Origin of the sequence: Mangrovicoccus algicola (assembly GCF_014903745.1) — a bacterium.
GTDB lineage: Bacteria > Pseudomonadota > Alphaproteobacteria > Rhodobacterales > Rhodobacteraceae > Mangrovicoccus > Mangrovicoccus algicola.
The window spans coordinates 1-5,169 of the sequence record NZ_JACVXA010000116.1 but is presented as its reverse complement, the minus strand read 5'-3'; the positions used below and the strand labels follow the sequence as shown (position 1 = coordinate 5,169).

Below are 5,169 nucleotides of genomic sequence, written 5' to 3'. Positions count from 1 at the left end.
ACACGCGACACGCGACACCCGACACTCAGGATCGACACGGCGGCTAACGCCGCCCGCCCCTCAGCTTGCCGCTGGATGGAAGCGCTGCGCTGAGGGGCGGTGATCTGGTTGGCAAGTGTAACGCTGCCAAATTGCATTTCCTGCTACAGTCACACCCTTACAGACCGTAATCGTCTCCACGGTCACGGCTACGACTAGGCTGCTGCTGAGGCGGCTCCACATCACGAGCTTTCTGAACCTCCGGGGTTCGCTCCTGGTGGACAGGTCGGATGTGCTGGGGAGCGGCAAGGCCTAGATGGCGGTCGTAGCGCTCCACCAACTCCTCCGAGCCCTGTGGCCAGAGGATACGCGAGGAGAGGTGGCTCTCGGGGTTCTCGATGCGCAGGTTTTTCACGAAGGCCTCCGCCTCGGCGCAGAAGTCCCCGCATTTGGCGATCACCGCCCCGAGGTGCAGCCGGTCGGCAAGCGCAGGGAACCACGCACGGCCTGCCTCGTGGCCGTCCTGCTGCTTCAGGCGGTCCCATCCCATCCCGAAGCGGTAAGCTGCCGACACGACGCTCTCTGCACCTCTGCGGAAGGCGCTGATGAGCTTCCACGTATTCGACTCGAGGTTGGTGTAGGTTTCGACCCCCTCCCGGTCGAGATCCCCCTCCGGCGGGGTGTAGCCGCGGGGATCGTCCCTGTGGCGGCTAATTTCGCCCCTGAGAAGCAGGTAGTCCCTCAGGAGGTCCGTATCGTCCCAAGAGAGCTCAGAGGCCTGTAGGGCGTCTCTGACGCTCTCTATGGGCCTCTGCAGGTCCTCCCGGGCTTTGTCCATGACGGCGCCATAGGTTTCCGGCGACAGATGCTGGCGCTGCGTGATCTCTTTCCGGGTGCCGCGCACGATTTCGGCGTCCAGGTGTTCGCGGCACCAATCAGCCCAGGATGTTTGCAGGGCGGAGTATTCGTTCCGCTCGCCGGTGTCCTGTTTCAGTTCCTGCAGCGCCTTGTTGGTCGAGATCACTGGCTTGCCCCGGCTTTCCCGGACCGGGGAGACCATCACGTCGACCACGGCGCCGCCCTTCTCATCGAGATCAAGGCGGGTGGCGATCACCGATCCCTTGCCGCCCCAGCTCTCGGCCCATGCCTTCGCCTGGTCGAAGAGCTGGCGGTTGTGCGGGTTCTCCGGGTCATGAAGGTTTCCGGCCTTCTGCACCCATTCCGGGGACACGACGCAGATGGCTTGCAGGCAGAGGGGGGAGCCTTTCCGCTCGCCGGCCCCCAGCTCGGCTTTGTGCGCCTTGAAGGCGGCGAGGTAGTCGCGGTCGTCCTCGGCCTTTGACCAGGCGAGGCCGAAGCCGGGTTCCGCATCTTCCCGGACACGGGCCTTGCCCGTCTCGTCGTGACGCTGCGCATGAAGGGACGCCCCGCGAAGCTGGGCGATGGTGGTCATCTTGTTGACGCGGATAGCTGCCTTGAACATGGGTGCAACGTAGGGAGGCTGGGGAGAATTGTCATTTCAAATGACAACCCACTAGGCAATTCTCTACGAGTCGCTCCGCTAATTGCCATGGGCCAGAGGCGCTGCGCCCTCCTGGACCTCCCGCTTGATGCGGCTCTAGTTCCGTAGAAATTTCTAAAAAATTGTGATGAGTGCGCGCGTCTGTTTTGCTTGATCTTAGTACTGCGCAGGCCTATTGTCCTTGTCAGCAACAGACAGCGAGGCTTCCTTATGGACGCTGTTGCAGACGCACCCTTTGAGGTCGGCATACCACGGTAAGGCGTACTCGCATGAAGCAAGGCTCCCCTCGGGGAGCCTTTTGCTTTTCAGTCGCCAGTAGGTTTTGGAACTCTACGCTCTTCATAGTAAGCGCGTTTGGCGTAGGTTCGGATCTTGTCCTTCTTCGCTCGTCGGTCGACTCTGAGGTGCTTCTCGTAGCAGGATTTCACGCGCATCTCAGTGTGGATGCCGTCTAGCTGACTCTTGTGCATGTAGTAGATCACCGTGTTGTGGAGGCCAGTGGTGATCTGCTGTCCTGCAGGAGTGATGACAGCCAAGTTGTAGAAACCGCGCTTGTCATGGACCTGCATAGACATGGCGTTGATATCAAGCATACGACGAACCTCATCTGCCAAGCAGTGTGAGAAGTTGTATCGAACCTGACAGAACGCCCTCTTGTTGCCATTCTCATCAAGAAAATCATGCGGGTCGGGGCTACCGCCGTCGTGGCTTTTCGAGAAAACGTGTGACTCGAACCTGATCCGGATAGCCAGATCAGTGCCGTCCGGACCTTGTCCAGGCAGAGTATGAACAAAGGGGGAAAGGTGGCTAAGGTCGTGCTGGACGCCTTGGCAGGTCAGTTTTTCCGGAAGGCCGTGTCGCACAAAAATCTCCTAGTCACGGTCGGGAGATACCGCCTGGTCGTGGGTGGTGCAAATGGGCAGGCGATGCGAGCGAGTCGGTTTGAGAAAGGCTGCAGCGCCACATCGAGAGCAGAACCCTCGCCCAAACAGTTCACGGGGAGGGCTTCGTGAACTGTTATAGGGTACTTTATGTACGCATTTTCTTCTACAAAATCCGTTATTTTATAGGGCTTTAAGTGCTTTTTTGAGTGGGAAATCTGAAAAAGTCGTTCTAGAGACATTTTTTACTCGCTGCTTAAATTTGCGATCATCGAAAACGCAAAAGCAGGTGCTCTTATGGAAGCTCTCCTCCCACTTCTGTCCTGGGTAACGGACATCTCAGAAACCAAACTCCTGGCGCTGGTCGCGCTCGGAGCGATCGGCCTGGCGTTCTATGTCATCCGTCTCATCGCTTCGCGCTAAGGGGGGGGCTGATGGCAAAGACGGGATATGATCAGTGGCGCCAGCTGCCGACGCAGTGGATCCGTGATCAAGAACTCAAAAACTTGCGCTGGGGGGAGCACGGAGCTGATGCCGTTGCAGCTCTTATGGTGATGCTTGTGATGGCTCACAGGCGACCGCTGTTCTCAGATGGAACTAACGGCAGCGAAGTTGAGATCACTTACGATGACTTGGGGCGCTCCCTGAGCATCTCACGAAGCAAAATCTCAAAAGGCATCTCGCTACTGGTGCAGCAGGGCTGGATCACGCGTGGAGACACGCGGAGTCTGTATCGTTTTACAGCGTCCACCACTCCATGGGGGAAAGTGGCAGTCAGGCCCCTCTATGACCAGCATGGCACTATAAGTGCTTTCGATGGGTGGCGGTTGCGTAGCCCATTAGAGCTAGACGCGATGAAGCTATACTTCCTGCTGATTGCCTTCCGCGATGCGAGAAGGAACTACACGAGCATGAGGTACCACGTGATGAACGAGTACACAGGCGTGCAAGTTGGGAAGATCAAAGGTGCCTTGAACTTCTTGGTCGTGTCTAACCTGATCTATGTGGAAAGAGAGGCTCGTGATCCGTTGGATCGGACAAACCCTGCAAACCTATACCGCCTAAGGGGGGTCGATCCATATCGACACGACGGGACAGGGGCTATGAGTGAAGAGACCTGGGATAACGAGGGCGTGCCCGCTTAGAGGTCGTGCAAAACGACTATCGACGCCGCTTCCACGGCCATAGAGACCGGGAAGTGGAGGTGGCCGGTGGAGGTAACATCCGCCTCAAATCGTCAATCCGCTCGGCACGTTCTTGCGCCAACTTTTCCGCTGCTTCTGCGCGGGCAACCGCCAGCGCTAGCTCTGCCTTTAGTCGATCAATATCTGCGTTCTGCGAGATGTTCGGTGTGGTAAAATTTACCTGTTCGACGTTGCCACGGCTCGCAGGTTCTGCGCTCCTTGGTCGATAGACCCTGGTAAGTTCGGAGGGCGATATTTCCCACTGGCCCTTGTCATTACGCTCGCCGCTCAGCTTGCCGCTGTTCAGTGCTTTCGTGAGGGTTGGTCGAGAAACATCGAACAGCTTTACCGCTTCTCTTAGGGAAAGGTTTTTCATGCCTTGCTGCCCCTGCTGGTCAAGTGTTCGCTTCCCTGTTCTTGTGGCAAACCTTTACCACTTTTTGCAAAGGCTAGTTCACGGATAATCCGCTCCGGTCTAGGCCGCATCACACCACCAATTTCCGCTTCTCGCCCCACTTTGTCGGCCCAGGAAGTACGTTCCATCTCACTGAGGGTTTCCCACCAGAGCCGTGCGGCCTCCTTTGGATCCTCCAACATTGGAGGGGCATCATCGGTGTTTTGTTTTTTGCGGCGCGTTGAGCTATGCCGCTCGTTCTCCGCCGCAGTTTCAGCTGCGTCGTGTGGGTCCTTCCAACGCCAATCGAAGCGAACAGCGTGAACTGACCGACCGCGCTTCTCGGGGGTCATCTTCACCGTGACCGTCCCGTAATCATTGATCGCTTCCAGCGCTGGTTCTAGGACCCATTGCCGGAAGTTGTTCCAGCGAGAGTATGACTTCTTGTCATCGACGCCGAGCAGAGCGCGAAGCTCTTCTACACTGAATGTCCAATAAGGGCGGCCGAGGCGCTTCTTGTCCGCAAGAATTGCGTAGAGGCGCCGACCATGGCCGCTCAATTGGTGCGCGGCGGTGGCCTCGATCTTCGTGAAGGTTGTCGGACTGCGAAGAGCATGGACGCCAGCCGGGGGGATCAAGAGGCGGGCAACGCTCCCGCCTTGGACGATGTGCCACTGAGCGAGCACTACAGCGCCCCAGGGATCGCCTTTGTGCTCGCCCGAGAGTTCGACTTTCGTCAGACGCCGAAGGCACTCCCGCAGCCAAACGTTATCAGCCCTAGCCCCCTCTCCGCGCAGCCGCTTTGTAGGCACCTCTAGCCAGATGGCATTTTCCAAGGTTGCCGGGATGCGCTGCTCATCCAAGGCTGCCGCAATTTCCCAAATGGCCGAAACCATCGCCGGGGCGAGGGGCAAATCGGATCGAAGCGCGACAACGCTAGATGGCACCGTAATTTCTCTCATTCGACTAGGTTATTTTGCAGACAACTAGTTGTAAATACCTAGTCTGACCCCTCTCAACCCTAGTCGCTACCCCTCCCAACTCTAGTCGCTACCCCTCCCAACTCTAGTCGCTACCCCTCCCAACCCTAGTCTTCAGCCCTCCCAACCCTAGTCTTCAGGGCCTCTAGTGTCAGTGTCGGGTGTCGCGGGGAGCGAAGCGACACGCGACACGCGACACCCGACACTCAGGATCGACACGGCGGCTAAC

5 protein-coding genes are annotated in these 5,169 nt (G+C 58.0%); 1 reads left to right on the top strand and 4 read right to left on the bottom strand.

The window, feature by feature from the left end:
- Window positions 1-157: 157 nt before the first annotated feature.
- Both ICN82_RS20750 and ICN82_RS20745 read right to left on the bottom strand, forming a co-directional pair.
- On the bottom strand, window positions 158-1,462 hold the full coding sequence (locus ICN82_RS20750) for a hypothetical protein (RefSeq protein ID WP_193187159.1): 1,305 nt from the start codon (window positions 1,460-1,462) through the stop codon (window positions 158-160).
- A gap of 344 nt (window positions 1,463-1,806) precedes the next feature.
- Window positions 1,807-2,364, bottom strand: a complete 558-nt coding sequence (locus tag ICN82_RS20745) for a hypothetical protein (RefSeq protein WP_193187156.1) — start codon at window positions 2,362-2,364, stop codon at window positions 1,807-1,809.
- Between the two features lie 452 nt (window positions 2,365-2,816).
- Here ICN82_RS20745 and ICN82_RS20740 point away from each other — a divergent pair, with 452 nt between their 5' ends.
- Window positions 2,817-3,527, top strand: a complete 711-nt coding sequence (locus ICN82_RS20740) for a helix-turn-helix domain-containing protein (protein WP_193187152.1) — start codon at window positions 2,817-2,819, stop codon at window positions 3,525-3,527.
- 16 nt (window positions 3,528-3,543) lie between these two features.
- Here ICN82_RS20740 and ICN82_RS20735 read toward each other — a convergent pair whose 3' ends face one another.
- Together ICN82_RS20735 and ICN82_RS20730 are read right to left on the bottom strand one after the other, a co-directional pair.
- Entirely contained in the window at window positions 3,544-3,942 is a 399-nt protein-coding gene (locus ICN82_RS20735; protein ID WP_193187148.1) for a hypothetical protein, read from the bottom strand.
- Complete coding sequence (locus ICN82_RS20730) at window positions 3,939-4,922, bottom strand: replication initiation protein (RefSeq protein WP_193187145.1); 984 nt, start codon at window positions 4,920-4,922, stop codon at window positions 3,939-3,941. Before ICN82_RS20730 ends, ICN82_RS20735 begins: the two co-directional genes overlap by 4 nt.
- Window positions 4,923-5,169 lie beyond the last annotated feature (247 nt).

What these genes read in the sequence shown, in the direction of transcription:
- ICN82_RS20750 (WP_193187159.1), bottom strand. Translation starts at nt 1,462, where the DNA reads ATGTTCAAGGCAGCTATCCGCGTCAACAAGATGACCACCATCGCCCAG.
- ICN82_RS20740 (WP_193187152.1), top strand. Translation starts at nt 2,817, where the DNA reads ATGGCAAAGACGGGATATGATCAGTGGCGCCAGCTGCCGACGCAGTGG.
- ICN82_RS20735 (WP_193187148.1), bottom strand. Translation starts at nt 3,942, where the DNA reads ATGAAAAACCTTTCCCTAAGAGAAGCGGTAAAGCTGTTCGATGTTTCT.
- ICN82_RS20730 (WP_193187145.1), bottom strand. Translation starts at nt 4,922, where the DNA reads ATGAGAGAAATTACGGTGCCATCTAGCGTTGTCGCGCTTCGATCCGAT.